Origin of the sequence: Ectothiorhodospira lacustris (assembly GCF_022227845.1) — a bacterium.
In the GTDB taxonomy this organism is placed as follows: domain Bacteria; phylum Pseudomonadota; class Gammaproteobacteria; order Ectothiorhodospirales; family Ectothiorhodospiraceae; genus Ectothiorhodospira; species Ectothiorhodospira lacustris.
In genome coordinates this window covers 1-19,975 of record NZ_JAJNQN010000004.1, presented here as the reverse complement: position 1 = coordinate 19,975, position 19,975 = coordinate 1, and the positions used below count along the sequence as shown (strand labels likewise).

17 protein-coding genes are annotated in these 19,975 nt (G+C 64.1%); 13 read left to right on the top strand and 4 right to left on the bottom strand.

The genetic code is table 11. From position 1 onward, the window contains the following. Positions 1–86: 86 nt before the first annotated feature. From LQ956_RS04465 to LQ956_RS04420, 10 genes are all read left to right on the top strand, one after another. Complete coding sequence (locus LQ956_RS04465; protein WP_238623471.1) at positions 87–398, top strand: PepSY domain-containing protein; 312 nt, start codon at positions 87–89, stop codon at positions 396–398. A 99-nt stretch (positions 399–497) separates the two neighbouring features. Further along, on the top strand, positions 498–1,886 hold the full coding sequence (locus tag LQ956_RS04460; protein WP_238629629.1) for a sensor histidine kinase: 1,389 nt from the start codon (positions 498–500) through the stop codon (positions 1,884–1,886). Next, positions 1,867–2,553, top strand: coding sequence for a response regulator transcription factor (locus LQ956_RS04455; RefSeq protein WP_238629630.1), 687 nt, complete (start codon positions 1,867–1,869; stop codon positions 2,551–2,553). The genes LQ956_RS04460 and LQ956_RS04455 overlap by 20 nt, the downstream gene beginning before the upstream one ends. Positions 2,554–2,616: 63 nt before the next feature. Next, on the top strand, positions 2,617–3,189 hold the full coding sequence (locus LQ956_RS04450) for a cytochrome b/b6 domain-containing protein (protein ID WP_238623474.1): 573 nt from the start codon (positions 2,617–2,619) through the stop codon (positions 3,187–3,189). A gap of 204 nt (positions 3,190–3,393) precedes the next feature. Then, the gene (locus LQ956_RS04445) at positions 3,394–3,708 is read left to right on the top strand and encodes a PepSY domain-containing protein (protein WP_238629631.1); all 315 of its coding nucleotides are present in this window, start codon (positions 3,394–3,396) and stop codon (positions 3,706–3,708) included. 114 nt (positions 3,709–3,822) lie between these two features. Further along, positions 3,823–5,049 (top strand): TolC family protein, encoded by a 1,227-nt coding sequence (locus LQ956_RS04440; protein ID WP_238629632.1) that lies wholly within the window; start codon positions 3,823–3,825, stop codon positions 5,047–5,049. Continuing rightward, on the top strand, positions 5,046–6,134 hold the full coding sequence (locus tag LQ956_RS04435) for an efflux RND transporter periplasmic adaptor subunit (RefSeq protein WP_238629633.1): 1,089 nt from the start codon (positions 5,046–5,048) through the stop codon (positions 6,132–6,134). Before LQ956_RS04440 ends, LQ956_RS04435 begins: the two co-directional genes overlap by 4 nt. Positions 6,135–6,139: 5 nt before the next feature. After that, positions 6,140–9,226 carry an efflux RND transporter permease subunit gene (locus LQ956_RS04430; RefSeq protein WP_238629634.1) on the top strand — a complete coding sequence of 1,029 codons (3,087 nt, stop codon included), beginning with the start codon at positions 6,140–6,142 and terminating at the stop codon, positions 9,224–9,226. Between the two features lie 11 nt (positions 9,227–9,237). Further along, a complete protein-coding gene (locus tag LQ956_RS04425; protein ID WP_238630363.1) occupies positions 9,238–9,537 on the top strand; it encodes a DUF3240 family protein in 300 nt (99 codons plus the stop codon). A 47-nt stretch (positions 9,538–9,584) separates the two neighbouring features. Further along, on the top strand, positions 9,585–9,980 hold the full coding sequence (locus LQ956_RS04420; protein WP_238629635.1) for a hypothetical protein: 396 nt from the start codon (positions 9,585–9,587) through the stop codon (positions 9,978–9,980). Between the two features lie 153 nt (positions 9,981–10,133). Here the strand turns inward: LQ956_RS04420 and corA are convergent, their stop codons facing one another. Next, positions 10,134–11,204, bottom strand: a complete 1,071-nt coding sequence (corA, locus tag LQ956_RS04415) for a magnesium/cobalt transporter CorA (protein WP_238629636.1) — start codon at positions 11,202–11,204, stop codon at positions 10,134–10,136. A gap of 267 nt (positions 11,205–11,471) precedes the next feature. Between corA and LQ956_RS04410 the strand changes: the two genes are divergently transcribed. The 3 genes from LQ956_RS04410 to LQ956_RS04400 are packed head-to-tail and all read left to right on the top strand — an operon-like array spanning position 11,472 to position 13,523. Continuing rightward, complete coding sequence (locus tag LQ956_RS04410; protein WP_238623113.1) at positions 11,472–11,891, top strand: hypothetical protein; 420 nt, start codon at positions 11,472–11,474, stop codon at positions 11,889–11,891. Continuing rightward, positions 11,888–12,817: an aldo/keto reductase gene (locus LQ956_RS04405; RefSeq protein ID WP_238623112.1), complete on the top strand. Its 930-nt coding sequence runs from the start codon at positions 11,888–11,890 to the stop codon at positions 12,815–12,817. The genes LQ956_RS04410 and LQ956_RS04405 overlap by 4 nt, the downstream gene beginning before the upstream one ends. A 7-nt stretch (positions 12,818–12,824) precedes the next feature. Next, positions 12,825–13,523, top strand: coding sequence for a DUF6064 family protein (locus tag LQ956_RS04400; protein WP_238623111.1), 699 nt, complete (start codon positions 12,825–12,827; stop codon positions 13,521–13,523). A gap of 78 nt (positions 13,524–13,601) precedes the next feature. On the opposite strand, the gene LQ956_RS04395 is transcribed toward LQ956_RS04400, so the two are convergent. From LQ956_RS04395 to LQ956_RS04385, 3 genes are all read right to left on the bottom strand, one after another. Further along, complete coding sequence (locus LQ956_RS04395) at positions 13,602–18,239, bottom strand: acyl-CoA dehydratase activase-related protein (RefSeq protein WP_238629637.1); 4,638 nt, start codon at positions 18,237–18,239, stop codon at positions 13,602–13,604. Between the two features lie 144 nt (positions 18,240–18,383). Beyond that, positions 18,384–19,025, bottom strand: a complete 642-nt coding sequence (locus tag LQ956_RS04390; RefSeq protein ID WP_238629638.1) for a Vat family streptogramin A O-acetyltransferase — start codon at positions 19,023–19,025, stop codon at positions 18,384–18,386. 227 nt (positions 19,026–19,252) lie between these two features. Continuing rightward, positions 19,253–19,975: sensor domain-containing diguanylate cyclase (locus LQ956_RS04385; protein WP_238629639.1), on the bottom strand; the 723-nt coding region annotated here is incomplete at its 5' end.

The following is a 19,975-nucleotide window of genomic DNA, read 5'->3' as shown; positions in this document are numbered from 1 at the left end:
GACCGAGATCGTGAACTCGAATTCAGCTTGGTTTCAGCTTACGGTGGCACACTGCCCTCCACACCCACACCAAGAGGCGCACGCCCATGCATATCCGATCATTGACCACACCGTTTCTGTGCCTTGCACTGCTCGCCCCCGGCCTGAGTCCGGCCGGGGACCGCATGGAACACAACGAGATCCTGCGCCTGCGGGCCGCCGGGGAGATCATGCCCATGGAGGAGGTGCTCAGGCAGGCCGCCGGGATCGTGCCGGGGCAGTTCATCGAGGCCGAACTGGAACGGGAAGACGGCCGTTACGTGTACGAACTCAAGATCCTCGACGCGGACGGGGTACGTCACAAGCTCTATCTCAACGCCAGCGACGCCAGTCTGATCAAGCGTGAACGCGACCGCTGAGCAGGAGGATCCGGACGCGGCGCTTGAAGTCCCGGCGGCTGTCCCGGTTCCGGTGTGCCCGTCCATGGACGGGCACACCGTTTTTTTGAGCACAAGGCAATGAACTCCCTCAAATTCCGCTTGAGCCTGCTGGCCGCCCTCTGCCTGCTGGCCCTGCTGGCGGCCCAGGGGCTGGGTCTGAAGACCTTGTCCCGAGTCCTGGTGGACGGCTACCTGGTGGACCGGCTGGAACATGACGCCGATACCCTGTACGTACACCTGCTGGACAGCGAGGAAGGGCCTGCCGCCTTCAACCGCACCCTGGGCATCATCTACAGCACCCCGCTCTCCGGGCACTATTTCCGGATTCAGTCCCCCCACACGGTGGTGCGCTCCCGCTCCCTCTGGGACGAAGACCTGACATCGCCTCTGGTACCGGAAGGCGAGCAGTGGCTCACCCGCATGGAGGGACCCGCGGGGCAGACCTTGCTGATGCTCAGCCGCGGCTATCGCATCGACGGCGAGGCCGTGGTGATCTCGGTTGCCCAGGAACTGGGGCCCATGCAGACCGCCGTGGACGAACTGGAAGGGCGCTTCATGGCCATGACCCTGGCGGCCCTGGGGCTGGCCCTGCTGCTGCAATTTCTGGTGATCCAGCGCGCATTGCGCCCCCTGGACGCGGCGGTGGACGCCTGCCGCCGGCTGGAGACCGGCGAGGCGGTGCCGGTGAACCTGCCCGCCCCCCGGGAGATCACCCCCATGCTGGAGGCCGTCAACCGGCTCATCCGTCACCACGGCCTGCGCCTGACCCGCAGCCGCCGGGCGCTGGGCAACGTTAGCCATGCCCTGAAGACCCCCCTGGCCGTGCTCTCCCAACTGGCGGACGAACTCTCGACCCGGGGCGATGAAGACACCGCCGGGACCCTCCGGCGACAGCTGCATGCCATGCACCAGACCGTGGAACGGGAGATGCGCCGCGCCAGTCTGGCCGGACGGGGACATCCCGGGGCCGGCTTTGACGCCCGCAAGGAACTGACTGACCTGGTGGAGGCCCTGGACCGTCTCCACCGACATCGGGTGACGATGCAACTGCAAGTGACCGCCGGCACCTGGCCGCTGGATGGGGAAGACATGCTGGAGATGTTCGGCAATCTGCTGGACAACGCCTGTCGCTGGGCAACCTCCCGGGTACGGGTGACGGTGAGCCCGACCCGTGAACACACCCTACGGGCGGTCATTGAGGACGATGGCCCCGGCATCCCCTCGGAGGACATGCCGCTGCCGGGGCGCCCGGGCCGCCCCCTGGACGAACGGGGGGACGGACATGGCCTGGGTCTGGGCATCGTGCAGGACGTGGTGGACCAGTATGAGGGCCGGATCACTTACGGCCCCTCCCCCGGCCTGGGCGGGCTGAGAGTCACCGTGACCCTGCCCCTATCGTTTCCGTCATCCTCAAGCTCCACCCCGAACACACTATGGGAACAGTTTGATGAGAATCCTGATCGTTGAAGATGATGCGGAACTGGGTGCGCGCCTGCAACGGCGCCTGCAACGGGAAGGGCTGGCGGTGGATCTGGCCCTGAACGGCGTGGACGGCCGGCACCTGGGGGAGACCGAGCCCTATGACCTGATCGTGCTGGATCTGGGACTACCCGACCTGCCGGGCATGGCGGTGTTGGCCGCTTGGCGCGAGATCGGCGTCACCACCCCGGTGCTGATCCTCACCGCCCGCAACAGCTGGCGGGATCGGGTGGACGGACTGCGGCAGGGGGCCGATGACTACCTGGGCAAGCCCTTTCACGTGGAAGAACTGCTGGCCCGGATCCTGGCCCTGCTGCGCCGTGCGGCACCGGTAAGGGACACCACATTGCGAGTGGGCTCCTGGCGCCTGGACGAGCAGCGTCAAGTGCTGGTGGACGGTCCCGACGAGTTACCCCTCACCGCCACCGAATTCAAGTTGCTGCGCTACTTTCTGCGTCATCCCGGACAAGTGCTGTCCAAGACCCGGCTGGCGGAGCATCTGTACGAATACGAGAGCGAACGGGACAGCAACGTGCTGGAGGTGTACATCTCCCGGCTGCGGGAGAAGCTGGGCCCGGATCTCATCCAGACCCGCCGCGGCCAGGGATATTGTCTGCAGCCGCCCGCTCCCGGTCCGGAACGGGAGAAGGATTAAGCGTGGATTAAGCTTGCCGCGTCACACTGCCCCCATCTCCACTCACATGAGGGCAGCAATACCATGAACACCTCCCGTCAGATCACGGTCTGGGACCCCTTCGTTCGCATCTTCCACTGGGGCCTGGCCAGCGCCTTCATCATCGCCTATGCCGTCGGTGACGACGCCATGGACATACACACGCTGGCTGGCTACGCGGTCCTTGTGCTGGTCCTGGCCCGCATCCCCTGGGGCTTCATCGGCGGCACCCATGCCCGCTTCCGGGATTTCGTGCGGCCGCCAGGCGAGGTCATGGCCCACATCCGCGGGCTGCTGCGGGGGCAGCCCGAATACCACCGGGGTCATAACCCCCTGGCGGGCTGGATCTATGTGCTGATGTTCATCAGTCTCATCGGCCTCACTGTCAGCGGCATCGCCACCCTGGGAGCCGAGGAATCGGCGGGTCCCCTGGCCGGACTCATGGCAAGCGCCGGCCACGGCACGGCCGAGGCGGTGGAGGAGATCCACGAGTTCCTTGCCAACTTCACCCTGGGCCTGGTGCTGATCCATCTCACCGGCGTGCTGCTGGGCAGCCTGACCCAGAAGGAGAACCTGGTGCGCGCCATGATCACCGGCCGCAAGAGACGCTCTGAATAAGCCATTCGGACGTTGCGTGCGGCATCCCTGTCATTCCTGCGAAAGCGGTAATCCAGTCACAGACTGAAAACCCTGGACTCCCGCCTTCGCGGGAGTGACGGCAAGGGGCTTTTTCAGAACATCCCGTATCTACCGCCGAGCCTGCGAAGAACAATCCTGATCGACACATTTACCGGTTGACGTTGAACCCTGGGAGTACCCGCCATGAAAACCTTGAAGACCATTCCCCTTGCCCTGCTTGCGGCCCTTCTAATCCCCGCGGTGGGCCCGGCGGCGGAAACCATTGATCCCCAGGAAGTGCTCCAGTTCCAGGCAGACCACCGGATCCAGCCCATGGACCATGTACTCAAGACATCCGGAAAGACCGCCTACGGACAGATCCTCGAATCCCGCCTGGAGCGTGAACAGGAGCGATACGTCTACAGGGTCAAGACGCTCGGCGTCGATGGCGTCCTGCACCGGATGACCGTGGACGCGGAAGACGGGCACCTGTTGCGACATGATTCCGGCATGCGCTGAAAAATCCTTCCAACCGCACCCACCCGGCTGGAAAGGCCAGGTGGTCCGCTGGCACCAGGAAACAGCCGGCTGTCATTTAAGGTTGATTTAAGCTTGCGAGCCTACGCTGTGGCCATGAAAACGCATCCCTGCTTCAAACGAGTGGCTCTGAACGTGCTGCTCCCCCTGTGCCTTGTGCTGACGAGTACGGCCGCAAGCGCCGACACGCTGGGTCAGGTGATATCGGAGGCCCTGGCACGTAGCGGCGAACAGGCCTTGGGCAACAGCCTGCGGCAGCAGGGAGAGGCCGTGCATCGCCAGAGCAGCGGCTTTCTCGCCGCCGATCCCTCACTGGCCCTGAACTATCTCTCCGACCAGATCACGGATGATGAGGGCTTCCGGGAGATTGAGGCCATGCTTGAGTTGCCCCTGTGGTGGCAGGGCCAGCGCGGTGCACGGCAAGGGGTCGCTCAGGCCCTGGGAGATCAGGCGGACGTCCTGGACCTGCGGCAGCGCTGGACCATGGCCGGCCGGGTTCGGGAACAGGTGTGGGAAGTGGTTCTCACCGAAGCCACCCTGCAGCAGATGCATCTTTCACTACAGACCAGCCGGGATCTGGAGACCAAGGTCGCCAGGCTTGTCGCCGTTGGAGAGCTTGCGCAGTTTGACCTGCTGACCATCCGTCAGGAGGTGGCCGATCGAGAGGCCGACGTGAGTGATGCTCAGTCCGCGCATCGGATTGCACTGGCAGGGTACCGACAACTGACAGGCCAGATGGCCTTACCCGAGCCGTTATACGAACCCCCTGCCCCCGTCACCGAGCTCCCACCGGGCCATCCCCGGGTACAGGAAGCGCAGCAAGCCCTGGCCCTTGCCCGGGCTGAAACCGTCCAGGCCCGGCGTTCCCGGGCGGGGACTCCGATATTGGGTATCGGGGGCCGAAATAACCGGGAGTTCAGCGGTGCAAAGAGCGACGATGCCGTGCAGATTTCACTCACCCTCCCCTTTGGACTCGCAGGGCAGTCCGCGCCTGCCATCGCCTCGGCAATGCGGACCCAGACCGAACAGGACGTGGCACTCCAGCAGGCGCGGCTGACCGCCGAGCAGGCGTTGTTATCGGCCCGTCTGGCCCATCAGGGCGCTGAAGAGGCCCTGAACCTGGCAACGCACCGTGAAGCCCTGGCCCGGGATGCCCTGCACATGGCGCAACGCGCCTTTGATCTGGGAGAAACCGATCTGGTGCAACTCTTGCGAGCCCAGGCGCTGGCCCGCAGCAGCGCATTGGATCTTGAACAGCGTCGTATCGAACTGGGTCGTGCCCAGGCACGTCTCAATCAGGCTCTGGGAGTCATACCCGAATGAAATACACCCTATTTCCCTTGCTCCTGGCCGCCCTTCTCGGCGGCCAGATCGCCGCGGCGGCCCCTCCTTCACTGCCGTTGACAAAGACCCAGGCACAAGCCCTGGGGGTGGAGTGGGCCAGCCCCTTGGCAGCCGACCATTTCCTCAGCGGGCGCTATCCCGGGGTGGTGGCCATACCCACGGCGCAGCTGCGGGTGATCACCGCCCGCCAGAGCGGCGTTATTGAACACCTGACAGTGGCAGAGGGCCAACACGTGTCCAGCGGCACCCTGCTGGCCGAACTGAGAAGCCCGGAGCTGCTGGATACACAGCGCCAGTACCTGGATGCACTGAACCGGCTGGAGCTGGCCCAGCAGGCACTGACAAGGGATCAGACCCTGTTTCGCGAAGGATTGATTCCCCAACGTCGGCTGCTGGAAACCCAGTCCCGGCAACGGGAGTTGAGCAATCAACGGGATCAGTTCAGGCAACAGCTCTTCCTGGCCGGCCTGGGTGAGGATGATTTAAGGCAACTGGCACGGACCCGGCGACTGAGTGGCACCCTTTCGGTACACGCACCCATCGCCGGCACCATCATCAAGCAGTTGGTGGAAACCGGTCAGTCCGTGGACACGGCGGAGCCCCTCTACCGCCTGGCCCAACTGAACCCCTTGTGGCTGGAAATCCATGTCCCCTTGACGCAACTGGACACAGTCACCGTGGGTACCTCGGTCCTGCTCCCGGCCCAGGGGCTGCAAGGCCAGGTCATTGCCATCGGCAGTATGGTGCATGACAAGGATCAGGGCATCTTGCTCCGGGCACAAATCCCGGATGCCTCTGAGCGGTTGCGGCCCGGGCAGTTTCTGGAGATCCAACTGGCCCAGCCGCTGCAACCGGGGCACTGGCGCCTCCCCGCCACGGCACTGGTGCGCCATGGCGGCGAGACCTGGATCCTTGTGGATGCGGACAACGCATTCCTCCCCCAGCCAGTACAGGTGGTGGCAAAGGAAGACCAGACCGTTGTGGTGCGCGCGCCACTAGAGCCTTCCAACCGGGTGGCAATACGCGGTGTTGCGGCAATGAAGGCCATCTGGCTGGGTGAGTAATTAACATGCTGACACGTTTGATACAGTTTTCCCTCAGCCAGCGCCTGCTCGTGTGCCTGGTGGTGCTGATCCTCATGGGCGCCGGCTGGCGTGCCTTTCAGGACACCCCCATCGATGCCTTTCCCGATGTCTCCACCACCCAGGTGAAGATCATCATCAAGGCGCCGGGTATGACGCCCGAGGAGATCGCCACCCGGATTACCAGCCTTGTTGAAGTGGAGATGCTCGGCATTCCTCGTCAGACCATGATGCGTTCCATTGCCAAGTATGGGCTGACCGACATCACCGTGGACTTTGCAGAGGGTACCGACATCTACTGGGCGCGCCAGCAAGTGGCTGAACGCCTGAACACGGCCTGGGACAACCTGCCTGAGGGCATCGAAGGCGGCATGGCCCCCATGACCACTCCGCTGGGGGAGATGTTCATGTTCACCGTCGAAGGCGAAGGCCTGACGCTGGCGCAACGACGGGAGCTGCTGGACTGGACCATCCGCCCTGCACTGCGGTCCGTTCCCGGCGTGGCCGAGGTCAATTCCCTGGGGGGATTCGTCACCACCTTTGAGGTGGTGCCGGATCCGGCCCGCATGACAGCGCATGGCATCGGTCTGGACACGCTACAGGCCGCCATCAGCGCCAACAATCGCAATGACGGCGCGGGGCGCCTGGATGCGGGTGAGGAAACCCTGCTGGTCCGCAGCGAAGGGGCCATCAGGACCCTGGACGACCTGGCCGCCATTGTCGTGGTCCCGGATCCCCAGCAACCCCTGCGGGTGGGTGACGTGGCAGACGTGCATCTGGCCGCGCTCAGTCGCTATGGTGCCGTCACCCGCAACGGCGAGGGGGAGACTGTGCAAGGACTGGTCCTGGGTCTACGTGGAGCCAATGCCCAGGCCGTGGTGGAAGGCGTCAAGGCTGAGCTGGCGGCGCTCGAATCCGTGCTACCGGAAGGCGTGCGCATCGAGCCCTTCTATGACCGGAGCATGCTGGTGAATCGTGCCGTGCATACGGTCACCAAGGCGCTCATCGAAGCCACGGTACTGGTCCTGATTCTGCTGGTCCTGTTTTTGGGCAACCTGCGTGCGGCCCTCACCGTGGCCCTGATCCTGCCCTTGGCCGCCATGGGTACCTTCGTGCTGATGCGCCAATTCGGCCTGTCTGCCAATCTCATGTCCCTGGGGGGCCTGGCGATTGCCATCGGCATGCTGGTGGATGCCGCCGTGGTCGTGGTGGAAAACGTGGTCACGCGACTGTCCCATGGCGCTGGCGGGCGCCTTCCCAGGCTGAACCTGATCTATCGGGCCACCCGGGAAGTGGCCGTACCCATGGTCTCGGGCATCCTGATCATCATCATTGTTTTCCTGCCCCTGCTCACCCTGCAAGGCCTGGAGGGCAAGCTCTTCAAGCCCGTTGCCCTGACCATCATCTTTGCCCTGGCGTCTTCGTTACTGCTCTCACTGACGGTCATCCCTGTGTTGGCCTCGTTCCTGCTGGGTACGGGCGCCCATCATGAACCCTGGTTGTCCCGTCAGCTCAGCCGCCTCTACATGCCCACGCTGGGGCTTGCCATGCGCCATGAAAAGGTGGTGGTGGCCATTGCCGGGTTGCTGCTGGTGGCCGCGGCCGGCGTTTTTGGCCTGGTGGGTAAGACCTTCATGCCCACCATGAATGAAGGCGATCTGATCGTGCAGCTGGAAAAGCTGCCCTCCATCACCCTGGACGAATCCCTGGCCCTGGACCAACGAATCCAGTCGGCCTTACTGGAACAGATCCCGGAGATACGGGGCGTCGTCGCCCGGACCGGCTCCGATGAGCTGGGACTGGACCCCATGGGGCTCAATCAGACCGACAGTTTCCTGGTCCTGGCCCCCCGCTCCGAATGGCGATTTGAAGACCGCGAGGCCCTGATTGATGGCATCCGTGAGGTGCTGAACCAGTTTCCCGGTGTGGGTTACGCCTTTACACAACCCATCGAGATGCGTGTCTCGGAAATGCTCACAGGCGTCCGGGGCGATCTGGCCGTCAAGGTTCTGGGTCCCGATCCACAACAGCTCAACCGCATCGCTGGGGCCATCGTCGACACGCTGCAGACCTTACCAGGAGCCCGGGACGTCTATACCACCCGCAACGAGGGGGCTCAGTATATGAATATCACCATTGACCGGATGGAGGCCGGCCGGCTGGGCATCGACGCCGACACGCTGTCCACACTGCTCAGGACACAGCTGGAAGGATGGCCCATCGGCCATGTATTTGACGAAGGCCGCCGCATCCCGCTGGTGATCGGTGGAACCGAGGCACTGCGCCAGTCACCCGCCCGTTTAGAAGCCATGCAGGTGACCTTGCCCAGCGGCCAGTCCGTGCCGCTGACCCAACTGGCTCGTTTTGAAATCACGGAAGGGCACGTAGCGCTGACCCGGGAAAGAGGTCAGGCCTATGCCGTGGCCATTGCCAACGTCGAGGGACGCGATCTGGTGGGCTTTGTCGAAGAAGCCCAGCAAACCGTGGCGCAGGAGGTGGATCTGCCCAGCGGCTACCGCCTGGAGTGGGGAGGTGAGTTCGAGAATCAGCAACGGGCATCCGCCCGACTGGCCCTGGTGGTACCCATGGCCCTGGGGTTGATCTTCCTGGTGCTGTTTTCCACCTTCCGCTCGGTGCGCCAGGCCCTGCTGGTGTTGTCCAACGTCCCCTTTGCCATGATCGGCGGTATATTTGCCCTGGCCATCACTGGGGAATACCTGTCGGTACCGGCTTCGGTGGGTTTCATCGCCCTGCTGGGGATCGCCGTACTCAATGGCGTGGTTATGGTGACCTATTTCAACCAACTGCGAGCCCAGGGACAGCCCATGGACGTCGTGGTGGTTGAAGGTGCACGTCGACGCCTGCGGCCCGTCCTGATGACGGCCAGCATCGCGGCACTGGGTCTGGTGCCCCTGCTGTTTGCCACCGGCCCGGGCTCCGAGATCCAGCGCCCTCTGGCCATCGTGGTGATCGGCGGCCTGGCATCGGCCACGCTGCTTACCCTGATCCTGCTGCCCATCCTGTATCGGCGCTTTGGTTCTTCACCTGCCAAGACCGAACCTTTGCCTTCCTGAGGATATCCAAGATGACGTATCAGTTGCTCTATCTGGTCATGCCCCCCCAGACCGCCGATCTGGTCACGGAATGGCTGCTGGATCGCCCCGATGTCCCTGGCTTTACCAGTGTGCCCGCGGCCGGACATGGCTCATCGGAACACTCCATGACGGTGGCGGAACAGGTGGCGGGTTACACGGCGAAGACCCTGTTACTCATCCACCTGCCCCCTGAAGCCAGCCAATCGGTACTGGACGATCTTGGCAAGGACTTTTCCGACAGCGGCATTCATCACTGGCGCGTACCGGTCATGGACCAAGGGCGCCTCTAGGTCCCGTTTTTCATCCAACCCATTCATCCCCGAAAAGGTAGATCAACGTGCAAGACAGATACCGGTTGTTGTTACCCATCCTGCTGGCCCTCGGCCTCGCGGCGCTGGCGCCGGCATGCAGCCTGCTGCCCGAACAGATCACGCAAAGCACGCTCGAAGTCGAGACCATCGACTCAACCGATTATAGGTTCGGCCCCGTCCGGGTCATGCAATACGAAGAAGGTCTGCAGGTCAGAGGGACCATCGCCCATGATATCCACCGCCGCGGCGCCATTCCCGGAACCATTCATATCGAGGTATTAGCCCAGGACGGTCATCTGCTGGCCGAAACCGACGCCTACCCCATGCGCAAAAACCGCCAGGCGTACTCCGCCCAGTTCGGTACCTGGCTTCCGGTGGCCCCGGAGGCTGGCAAGCGGATCAGAGTCACCCATCAGCCCTGATCTGTGGGTGATGCTTGCGGTGGCGCTGGCCTGTCTACCCATCATGCTCACCGGTGGTGACGATCGCTGAGCGCCGGGCCAACCGCCAGCGAACCACCCGGCAACCGGACCCTCACGGAGTTACCCCGGCGACCCGCCCGACGGTCGGACAGATCAGAACCAGTCCCGGCGCCGGAACAGATACAGCATCGTCCCCGCGATGGCCAGCATCACGATCCAGATCACCGGATACCCGTAATAACTGTGGAGTTCGGGCATGGACCACGGGCTCTCGGGATGTGCGAAGTTCATCCCGTAGACACCCACCAGAAACGTCAGCGGAATGAAGATCGTCGCGATGATCGTCAGGACCTTCATGACTTCGTTCAGCCGGTGATTGACCGATGACATGAAGACATCGACCATGCTCGCGCTCATCTCGCGATACGACTCCAGGATGTCCATAATTTGGATCGTATGGTCGTGCACATCACGCAGGTAAGGAATCACTTCCTCGCTGAACCGATCCTCGCCATCGCGCATCAATTTCCCGAGCATGTCGCGCACCGGCCAGAACTGCCGACGCAGCACGAGCAGATCGCGCCGCAATAGGTGAATCTGCTCGTAGGTCGACCGTTCCGGTGTTTCCATCACGCGATCCTCAAGGTCCGTGATCTGTGACCCAAGTTCCTCCAGAATCGGAAAGGCCTGGTCCACGACCATGTCGATCACGGCGTAGGCCAGGTATGGGGCGCCCAATCCGGAGAAATTTCGGTTCGTGTTTCGGATCCGGCGACGGATAGGAGCAAAGGGATCGCCCGGCCCCGCATGCACGGTAATCACGAAACTCTGGCCCAAGAACACGCTGACCTGGTCCAGCGCCAGGTTGCTCTCGTCCCAGCGCGGCTGGTTCAGGATCACGAACACACCCTCGTCGAAAATGTCGGCCTTCGGCCGCTGCCCGTGATTTCCGACGTCTTCCACCGCAAGGGGATGCAGCGAGAACATCTCGCCAAGCCGGGCCAGTTGCTCGGGAGAGGGTTGCCCTTGCAGATGACACCAGAGAGTGCCGTCTCCTTCAGTGTCCAGGCATTGCGCGAGATCACAGTCCTCGTGTTCAACGACCTTCCGCCCGCTGTAACGGACGAGATGGATCTGGGCGGCCCCTTTTCCCGCCCCCTGTTCGGGCAACGTTCCCGGAGCCGTGCCCGGCGGATGATAAGATTTCCTGAACAGGTGGCCCATCACGAATATCCTCCACTCCAACGTCCGGGAGAGGCCCGAACAAGTCCGTGCCCGTGGCAGCCAAGCATGAGGGTGTATCTCCAGCAGACTGTCTTCACATACGATAGCACTCGGATTCGAATCCGGCTCCCCTGAGGTAGGGATGAGCGATGCGATCGAAATGGAAGGGCTGATAAGGGACTTTGGCGGCACCCGTGCCCTGGATGGCGTGGACCTGAACGCGCCGGCCGGTCAGCCACCGTGGTTGCCCACAATCCGAGACCCGACATGACTCGATTCCGATTACAAGCCCCCTATTCCGGCTGGATCACCTTCCTCGCCCACCTGCTTTTCGTGTTGGCCGCCTGGTCGGCATTCATCAAGTACGTCTTTCCGATCACCTTCGCCCTGTTCACGGACGAGCCCTGGGCCACTTACGTCTTCTGGGACTTGTGGCCGGTCGCGCATGTCTGGCTGGGCTGGGCGCTGTTGATGCAGCCCTGGTACACGCGCTGGCTGGCCGTTAGCATGTCGGTCATCGAGATCATCATCATCCTGACCCTGTTCGCCCTCTTTCTGGCCGAACCGGACTGGAGTAGCTGGAAGACCAACTGGTTCGTCAACAAGGTTTTCGTGCTCTCCGCCTTCACACTGATTCTTGCTACGGTGGCAGTCAAACCTGAGCTTTTCCGAACGAGGTCGTCATGAGTCATCTCCACTCGCGCCGAACTGCCCTGAAACTCCTCGTTGGCGGCATCGCCGCGGCCTGGTTTACACCGCATCCGTCTTTTGCCGACTCCGGCGGCCTGCTCCGCAAGGCCATCCCCGGTGGCGGGCATCTGCCGGTCATCGGCCTGGGTACCTGGCGGACGTTCAATGTCGGCAGGGATCCGCAACTGCTCGACGCACGGGCCGAGGTCGTTCGTGCCTTCTTCGAACACGGTGGCGGCCTGGTGGATTCTTCACCGATGTACGGCTCCGCACCCGACGTCATGGGCCATGCACTCGACAAACTGGGCAAGCCGGACTCGCTCTACGCGGCGGAGAAGGTCTGGAGCCCGGCCGGCGGCAGCACACGCGAGCAGATCAGCGATCTGTCCGACCGTTGGGGGGTCGACCGTTTCGATCTGGTCCAGGTCCACAACCTCACCGACTGGCGCGAGCACCTGGACGTACTCAAGCAGATGAAGGCCGATGGCGAAATCGCTCATGTCGGCATCACCACCTCGCACGGTCGCCGCCACGACCAAATCGAGCGCATCATGCGAGAACACGACATCGATTTCGTGCAACTGACCTACAACATCACCCATCGCCGGGTCGAAGATCGCCTGCTGCCGCTGGCGCAGGAAAAAGGCATTGCCGTGATCGCTAATCGCCCGTACGACGGTGGCAGCCTGATCAAGAACATCCAGCGTCGACACGAAGTCCCTGAATGGGCCGCTGAAGAATTCGATTGCCGCAACTGGGCCGACTTCCTGCTCAAGTTCATTGTCAGCCATCCGGCGCTGACCTGCGCCATCCCGGCAACGACCCGCGTTGAGCACGTCATCGAGAACATGCGCGCCGGCCACGACCCCATGCCAACGCCGGCAACGCGGGAACGCATGATCCGCCACGTGGCGTCGCTGTAATCGCCCAATGAGTGACTGGCAGACCTACCGCCTCGAAGACTTCATCCCGTTCACCGCGGATATCTACTGGCGTTTGCTGGAGCGCATCAACGAGACCTTCTGGCCACTGCACATTGTTGCTGTATCTATCGGCCTGGCCGCCCTGCTGCTCGCGCTTCGCGGCAATAAGCGCATGGCCCTGGTCCTGCTCGCCCCCGCCTGGCTGACGAGCGGAATCCTCTTCCACCTGACCTATTACGCCGAACTGAACTGGGCCGCCCCGTGGTTTGGCTGGGGCTTTGTCGCCCAGGCCGTTTTGTTGCTCACCTTCGCTTTTTTCGCCGGATCAATCAGGACGCAAGGACCATCCAAAGGGCTCTCGGCCTGGATCGGAACGACCATCACGGTGGTTTCCCTGTTTGGCTATCCTCTGATCGCGGCAACCATCGGCCCAGGCCTGAGCCATGCCGAGACCTACGGGCTGCACCCCGACCCCACTGCCATCGCCACTCTGGGCGTGCTGTTGATCATCCTGCGCGGCCCCGCTCTCTGGCTCGCCCTGACCATTCCCACCCTCTGGTGCGTGATCGGGTCGCTGACCTTGATGGCGATTGACGCAACCGGGGCACTGATCCCGCTGGCGGCGGCGACCATCATTGCCGGGACTGCGATAGCGTGCTCGATCCAGTCAGCCGCGCAAAATCATCCCAGCCGAAGCATCAATTGAACATTCTGTTGCGGAATCATACGGGTGCGCCATGGCATCGTCCGGGTAACACTCACATCATCGATACCTTCCTGCTGCTCAGCCCCAGCGACGATAGAGCCCCTCGGGGCCCACGGCCTGGAGCAGTGCCTGGGAGACCAGGTCTTCGTCCAGGGTGCCCTGGGCGGAGAACAGGGGCTGGATGCGGCCCCGGCCGCCGGCTTCTTCAGTGAGGCGTCCGCTCATGGCATCCCCCATGCTCGATACCATGCAGCCCTCGGGGGCGACATTGAAGACGATGTCGTAACCGGCTTCCAGTTTGCCCAGGGCCTCGCCCACGTAGGGGGAGAGTTCCCCGCCCGGTCGGCCGGTGGGGATCAATCGCCGGGAGCGGGTCAACGCCTGGGCCATGCTCTCAGGCAGCGGCAAGCCCGCCGCCCGGTAGAGGGGCCGGGCCAGCCACTGGCGAAAGCCCCATTCCACGGCCAGGGCGCCAAGATAGCGACCCGTGCGGGCGTTGCGCAGGCGACGCAGCGATAACCGGGTATCTGGATCCGTGGTGCGGGACAGCCGGGCGTGACTTTCCCGAACCGTCTCCAGGCTGCGCCAGCGCCGGCTGGCGTTCTTGTAGTCCAGATAGGACCACACCGGGGTGTAGGTCAGGCGAAAACGGCCCGGTCCGAGCAGCCTGAGCAGGCAGTCGAACAGGGCTTCCACCTGGGCCACACGCATGTAGGTCTCCCCTTCCACATGGATCTTCAACGGCGACGCCGCGACCGGTGGGCGATCCAGCCAGCGCCCGGCGAAATCCCGCAAGGGCCGCTGCAGCGCGCGCCGGTGGCGGGTCCAGGCCGGCCACCAGGACAACGCACGTTCCGGTGCCGTGAACTCGCGCTGTCGCTGGAAGATGGCTTCCGTCAGGGCACGATGGTCATGGCGCAGACGCGCCAGGGCATCGGTGTCGGGGCAGCGGGCCGCTGCCTCGAACAACAACTGATGACACACGCCCTGCAGCACCGCGCCCTGCATGCAACGCAGCAACACCGCCTTGCCCAGGCCCACGTCAAAGCCCCGGTCTTCCATGGCCACCAGGAACCTTAGTAGATCCTCCGCCTCGCCCTCGTCGGCCTCGTCGCGGATGTCACCCGGATTACGATGAAACAGGAGTTTGTGGGTCTCCACGTACTGCCCCTGACGGCAGGGGCCCAGCCCCTTGTTGTTGAACACCAGCAGGCGGCGTTTGCCGTACAGCGGGGATTGCGGGTCCTGCCGCAAGCGGCGAAAGCGTTCCACCAGGGACAGGGTGTCGCCGTAGACCGCGGCCAGGGGGGCGCATACCGACTCGCCGGCCGCGGCGCGGCCGCGGCGGATGGCCGCCTCCAGGTCGTAGGTGTCGTCGTAGTTGTCCAGGCAGGTCAGCGGGGTGCTCTGCAGCACCGAGGTCACGAAGCGGTTGTCCGCCAAAGTGGGCAGGGCCAGCACGTCCCGCTCCGGATCGATGCCGTCGGAGAGATCGGTGAGCCGCTGCAGGGTCTGGACCTCGAAGCCCTCCTCCGGGGCCTGCCACACCCCCTGGGAGAGATACTGCCGCACCTGCTGGGCATGGGTGTTGACCCGGTTCTCCAGGTGGGCCAGTTCCTGGATGGCCGCATCCGACTGGATCAGCAGGAAGGGCCGTTGCCGGGCAAACTCCGCCATCAGCGGCAGGGTGACGCTGTCGGGGCCGCACAGGAAGGTGGAGACGAAGACCAGGGCCAACGGCTGGCGGTCCGGGGCCTCCAGCTGCTGGAACAGTCGCCGCAAGCGCTCATGTCGCAGACGGGTATGCAGCCGGCGCCGGCTGACCGCCCTCACCAAAGTGGTCATGACCTGGGGATTGCGCCAGTAAAGATGGGCCAGGTCGTCATCCGCCGTCACGTCCAGCACATGGGCGGGCACCGGCACCAGAGCGCGGTCACGCAGCAGGCGGCCGGCGTGGCTGTCGTAGAGCCCCGGGGTGAGGATGTATTCCCGGCCCAGCACCAGCGCGATCTCCTGACCATCCGCCATGGCCTCTTCCAACTGGGCGGCCAGGGTGTCCTGCAGGGCCTGACGCCAGGCCCGCTGGGCCGCCAGCGCCTGGTCGATGGCCGACTCCAGGCGGGTCCGGTCGACCTTGCGGTGGTAATGGGCGAACACCGATCGCAACTGCGGCCACAGCTGGGCGGCCAGGGCGGCCGCATCGGGATGGCGCAGGTTGAGGTGAAACAGCTGGATCCTCGCCTTTGGGTGGGTCTCCTGTGCCATGGCCCGCGCAGTGGCCAGTCCTCCCTGATTGACGGTGCAACTGCGTCCCAGTCCGGCCCCGGTCAGCGGCAGGAACTCGATCTGCGGTGCCAGGATATAGCCATGGGGTTCGCCCGCCAGTCGGGTCAACTGGCCCACGGCCCCCAGATGCGGGGCGCAGGTATCCACGCGAAATCGCGACTGCCCGGCCAGGACATCGTCGGTTTGCGGATTGTCCACATGCACGGGGAGATCCAGTTGGGTGAACAGCTCGGCGAAAAACCCCGCCCATTCGGAAACGGCAAAGGCCCTGGGAATGACCAGTCGATCCGGTGCCTCGCTGCGCGGCAGGTGCTGGTCGCTTTGCCGCCAGAGCGCCTGGTAGGGATCCGCCACCCGTGGCGATGCCCGCACACCCTTGCGGCCGGTGGCCTCATTGATGGCACTGCAGCCACCCAAGGTGAGGCGCAGCGTGCCCTGCATGGGATCAATGCTCTTCAGGGCCGTGCGGTGGCAACGGGCCTGGGGATCGCCGCAGACAGCCCCCTTGCAGGTGATGATGCGCTTGTCGTACTCACGCTGGATGAAGGTGTTCAGGTGCACGCTGACGGTGTCCTGGGTCTCTGCCGGTCCCGGCAGCAGGCCCAGGCAGGCCCGGTGACCCGGCAAGGGGGGCACCAGGCCATGGATTGGCGCCCCCACCAGGCGCTGCAGGCGGCTGACCACCGCCGCGGGGAGCGGCCGACCCAGCATCGGCTGACCGTGCAACAGCACCACGGTCCGGGGCGGCAGGCTGATCTGGTTCCATAGCGTACGGGCCATGTTCTCCACCACCGCCCAACAGGCGGAGGCGAGAATCACATCGTTGCCCACGCCACGGGCCTGCAGAGTGCGGGCGTGCTCCATGAGAAACACCGAGCAGGTGGCATCCAGGTCATGGGCGCCGGGCGCCGCCTGGGCCTGTTCGTAGGCCTCGCGGGCCGAGGGCAGACCAAACAGACTGGCCAGGGTGTCCATGAGGCTGCCGGTGCCGGCGGAGCACTTGATGTTCATGGCGTTGTCGAACAGGTCACCGCGCTCCAGCAACAGGGTGGAGATCTTCGTGTCCTCACCGCCGATATCCACCAGGATGCACCAGCGGGTGTCCACATCATGCCCGGCCTCGGCCAGCGCGCCCACGTGCTCGCGGGCCACCGCCAGGGAGCCCCGGGCGTGGGCGTAGTTCTCCACCATCACCGCCACCCGTCCCTCAAGTGCCGGATAAAGCCGGGTGAGGGCCTCGCGCACCTGGTAGCGGGCGCTGCCGGTGATGCCGATGCGGCCCACGTTCAGGTGACGGTGGCCGGCATCCTGCAGGGCAGTGAACAGGGCCTTGAGCGTGGCGATGGTCTCGCCGGCGTTGCTCTGGGAGGCGGCGTGCAGCAGACGGCCGTCCTCGGCATCGGCGATGACCATCTTGGCCATGGTGGAACCCACGTCCAGGCCGATGTTCACCGGATGGCCAGGGCGCCAGTCATCGGGGTCCAACGCAGGCGCGGGCAGGCGGTGCAACTGGTCCCGTTCCTCCAGTTGAGACTCCAGGGCGGTGAAAGCCGGGTGATCAAACGCCGGCGCCGCGGCCGCAGGTGGGGATGGCGCGGTGGTCGGATCCGGCGCCGTTGCATCCAGCGCCCGCAACCCCTCCAGCGTCAGGTTGGCGTCGGCCATGTGGGTGACGTGGGGCACACCGACGGCGGTCAGGGCATCCACGGCGCAATCCCGGGCGAAGGCCCATCGGAACAGGCCACCGCACAACAGTACCCGATCCACAGGCAGGGGCAGCCTTCGGCAGGCCTTGTTGATCTCGGACTTCAGGGTGACCGCCAGGGCATGGGCCACCGGGATACCCTGGTTCTTGTCGGAGATGGTGGCCGAGGCCCCGAAGACGCCACAGCGGTCAGCCCGCACCGGCAGGGCCGACCGCCGCTCCCGGCCGGTCTCGCCCAGGTATTCCGCGAGCAGCGTGTCCACGGCCTCGGGGGGGACATCCAGCTTTTGCAACACACGGGTGAGGTTGGTGCCGGAACCGGCGCCACAGCGGGGGTGGATGACCAGGCCGGTGTCACCGGCGCCACCGTGGCAATCCAGGGCAAGGGCCAGATAGCCGGAAGCGGAGATCTCCAGAAGGCCTACCCGCTGTCCGGGATAGTCACGCTGCTGGCGCTCACGCAAGGCAGCCCACAGGGCTGCGGCGGGCAGGATGAGGGTACCCCGCCCTAGCAGCCGGCGTACCGGTTCGGCGAGTTTGCCGGTGATGCGCACCGCGCTGTCCTGGCTTGCGGCCCTCAGGCCGCTGTCGCGCACCTGCCCGGGTAATTCCCCGGTAGCCGCCAGATCCCACTCACGTACCGGTGACCCGTGGACGTACAGTGCCGCCCTCACCTGGCTGATCCCGGCATCGATGTAGAGCTTGGGCGAGTCGTTCCGCAACATGCGTTTATTGTCGTCCTGCTGGCGCCAGGTCTCAACAAGTCATCTGATTGAGTGAAGCTGTTAATTACTCTGCCGATCACCGAACATCAAGGCGTGACGAGAATCGGTCGCGCTCGGGCTGCCCAACCGGCCTGGCGGTGACACTCAATTGCTCGCAGCAACCGCCTCCAGCGCGTCGACATCGGCGCCCGTGATTCTGTCCAGGTGGGCGGTGATCTTCTGGATCGGCCAGTCCCACCAGGCGACGGCCTCAAGGCGAGCGATGACATCAGGCGCAAAGCGCGGGCGAATCGGCTGCGCCGGGTTGCCGCCGACGATGGTGTACGGCGGCACGTCACGCACCACCACGGAACGTGCCGAAACGATCGCGCCGTTGCCGATATGTACCCCGGGCATGATCAGCGTCTCGTAGCCGATCCAGACATCGTTTCCGACAATCGTGTCGCCCTTATACGCAAGGTCGGCCGCTGCCGGTTCCGCCCCTTCCCACCCGTTGCCGAAGATGTAGAACGGATAGGTCGAAATGCCGGACAGCGCGTGATTCGCGCCGTTCATGATGAACCGCACGCCGCGCGCGATCGCGCAGAATTTTCCGATGATCAGGCGGTCGCCGACAAACGGGAAGTGATAGAGCACGTTGCGTTCGAAATCCTCGGCGTCCTCCGGGTCGTCGTAATACGTGTACTCGCCGATGATGATGTTCGGATTGCGCACCGTATTGCGGATGAAGCAAACCTGCGGGAACCCCTCCATCGGGTGCTTCGTCTCTGGGCTCGGGCCGTGCATGACTGCTCCTATGTTTCGCGGTTAATAAAGAGCCTCGGCGACCACCGGGACGGCTGTGATCGGAGCCGGGTGCAGAGAGCCTGCGCCCTCTCCTTTTCGGCCCTCCGAACAGGGCCTCCAGTCGGTGGCCAGGCAGGCACCGCGATACCTTTCGGCGACTGCTCACCTGCCTTCAGGAACTGCATAGCACACCTTGGTGCCGGCATTTCTGACCCTACCGCCCTGCTCTAATCCCCCGCGGACAGCACCTCCACCCGATTACGCCCCCTATCCTTGGCCCGGTAAAGGGCCAAATCGGCGCGCTGCAGGGCAGCATACGGTGAGGCGTCCGCCTGAGTCAGCAAGGTCAGCCCGATGCTGACCGTCACCGGGATCTGCTGGTGATCGACCTGCACGGGAGCCTCGGCGACCCGAGCTCTCAGCCTTTCCGCCAGATGCAGGGCCGCATCGATATCGGTGTCGGGCAGTAGTACCGAAAACTCCTCGCCACCCACACGCCCGGGTACATCCATCCTGCGCAGGCAATCACGCATCAACCGGGCAAAATGCCTGATGACGGCATCACCGGCAGAATGGCCGTAGGTGTCATTCACCGCCTTGAAGTAATCCAGATCCAGCAGCAGCACCACCGCCTGATGGCCCCCATCCCGCTTCAGGCGGGCCAGCTCCTCGGTCACGCGCTCCAGAAAATGGCGGCGATTGGCCAAGCCCGTGAGGTAATCGGTCGTGGCCATTTCTCGGAGCTCCTGCTCCATACGTTTGCGCTCGCTGATATCGGTGATAGTACCCACCATACGCAGCGGCTTGCCATGCGGATCGCGGCGCACCACCAGCCCCCGGGACAATATCCACTTCCATCCACCCTGGTCCGTGCGAACCCGATGCTCACAAGCGAAATGCGACAAACGTCCATCCAGGTGCGAGCATAAGTGTTCGTTCAGATGCTCTAG

Bases quoted from the DNA above. Each gene is read 5' to 3' on its own strand.
- LQ956_RS04465 (WP_238623471.1), top strand. From the start codon at position 87: ATGCATATCCGATCATTGACCACACCGTTTCTGTGCCTTGCACTGCTC.
- LQ956_RS04460 (WP_238629629.1), top strand. From the start codon at position 498: ATGAACTCCCTCAAATTCCGCTTGAGCCTGCTGGCCGCCCTCTGCCTG.
- LQ956_RS04455 (WP_238629630.1), top strand. From the start codon at position 1,867: ATGAGAATCCTGATCGTTGAAGATGATGCGGAACTGGGTGCGCGCCTG.
- LQ956_RS04450 (WP_238623474.1), top strand. From the start codon at position 2,617: ATGAACACCTCCCGTCAGATCACGGTCTGGGACCCCTTCGTTCGCATC.
- LQ956_RS04445 (WP_238629631.1), top strand. From the start codon at position 3,394: ATGAAAACCTTGAAGACCATTCCCCTTGCCCTGCTTGCGGCCCTTCTA.
- LQ956_RS04440 (WP_238629632.1), top strand. From the start codon at position 3,823: ATGAAAACGCATCCCTGCTTCAAACGAGTGGCTCTGAACGTGCTGCTC.
- LQ956_RS04435 (WP_238629633.1), top strand. From the start codon at position 5,046: ATGAAATACACCCTATTTCCCTTGCTCCTGGCCGCCCTTCTCGGCGGC.
- LQ956_RS04430 (WP_238629634.1), top strand. From the start codon at position 6,140: ATGCTGACACGTTTGATACAGTTTTCCCTCAGCCAGCGCCTGCTCGTG.
- LQ956_RS04425 (WP_238630363.1), top strand. From the start codon at position 9,238: ATGACGTATCAGTTGCTCTATCTGGTCATGCCCCCCCAGACCGCCGAT.
- corA (WP_238629636.1), bottom strand. From the start codon at position 11,204: ATGGGCCACCTGTTCAGGAAATCTTATCATCCGCCGGGCACGGCTCCG.
- LQ956_RS04410 (WP_238623113.1), top strand. From the start codon at position 11,472: ATGACTCGATTCCGATTACAAGCCCCCTATTCCGGCTGGATCACCTTC.
- LQ956_RS04405 (WP_238623112.1), top strand. From the start codon at position 11,888: ATGAGTCATCTCCACTCGCGCCGAACTGCCCTGAAACTCCTCGTTGGC.
- LQ956_RS04400 (WP_238623111.1), top strand. From the start codon at position 12,825: ATGAGTGACTGGCAGACCTACCGCCTCGAAGACTTCATCCCGTTCACC.
- LQ956_RS04395 (WP_238629637.1), bottom strand. From the start codon at position 18,239: ATGTTGCGGAACGACTCGCCCAAGCTCTACATCGATGCCGGGATCAGC.
- LQ956_RS04390 (WP_238629638.1), bottom strand. From the start codon at position 19,025: ATGCACGGCCCGAGCCCAGAGACGAAGCACCCGATGGAGGGGTTCCCG.